This window comes from Microbispora sp. ZYX-F-249, assembly GCF_039649665.1.
GTDB lineage: Bacteria > Actinomycetota > Actinomycetes > Streptosporangiales > Streptosporangiaceae > Microbispora > Microbispora maris.
This window is the reverse complement of the sequence record NZ_JBDJAW010000136.1, coordinates 1-1024: the sequence shown is the minus strand read 5'-3', so window position 1 is coordinate 1024 and position 1024 is coordinate 1. Positions and strand designations below refer to the sequence as shown.

Sequence of the window (1024 nt, the reverse complement as noted above, 5' to 3'; positions counted from 1 at the left end):
GTAAGCCAGCTGACCGTCCGGCAGCTTCTCGGCGTAGAGGGTGATGCGGCGGACGTCACCCGGCTGGCCCGCGGTCTTGCCCGCGGTCTTGTCCGCCGACGCCGCGTCGACCTGAGTCGCCAACACGAACGGCGCGATCGTGGCGGCGGCCGCCGCGGCGGTGGCGGTGGTGGTGAAGGCGCGGCGGGAGAACAGGCGTCGCGTCACATCAGTGCTTTTCTCGGTCATGGTTCCCAATCGGTGACGGCGCTCGCCTGGGTGGGGCGAGCTGAGGGGGGTCCGTGACGCCGGCGGCGAATCGGCGGTACGGCGTGGTGTCGGGATCTCGAGACCGGCCTGCGGAGCTTCGGCATGTCGGTCCGGAGGAAGTCGCTCAGGTGGAGGGGGACGGTCGAAGGCCGGATCAGCCGCAGCTGATCGCGGTGTAGACGGCCTCGTAGGTCGAGGTGACCTGCTTGCCGTCGATCGTGGCGGTCCCCTTCACGGTCACCGTGCCGGCGTCGATACGGGCGGTCCGGGTGTTGAAGGACTGGTAGGCCTGCTTGCCCGGGGCCACGTCGGCCACCGTCTTGGAACCGTAGGGGGTCGACAGCGTCACGGTCACCGGCACGTCGCCCTCGTTGACCGCCGTCACCGCCACGTACGCCGACGTGCCCACGCAGCGGGACGAGGCGGTGACGGTCAGCGGGACCTTCTTGCCCGCGTCGGTCACCGTGAACACGCCGGACATCCCCGCGTCGGAATAACTCTGCACGTGGCAGTGGTACATCCACTTCCCGGGGCCGACGCGCTCGCCGGCGATCACCTGGAAGCCGAACGACTCGGCGGGTCCCGTGGTTTTGGTGTCGACGATCCGGCTCTGGTCCTGCGGGCTCTCCAGCAGGCCGGTGCGGTTGTCGGCCCAGCGGTGTCCGTGGATGTGGAAGGTGTGGAAGAAGTTCCCGTGAGTGATCACGATGAACTCCACCCGCTCGCCGAGCTTGGCGGTGAAGTCGGGCGCCTGCGTGAGGTTGTTGGTCTTCAT

At 68.7% G+C, this 1024-nt stretch carries 2 protein-coding genes; both read right to left on the bottom strand.

The window, feature by feature from the left end:
• Positions 1 to 207 (bottom strand): hypothetical protein (locus tag AAH991_RS40085; RefSeq protein ID WP_346231186.1); only part of this gene is annotated, 207 nt, incomplete at its 3' end.
• Between the two features lie 196 nt (positions 208 to 403).
• On the bottom strand, positions 404 to 1024 hold a 621-nt coding region (locus AAH991_RS40080; RefSeq protein ID WP_346231185.1), incomplete at its 5' end, for a multicopper oxidase domain-containing protein.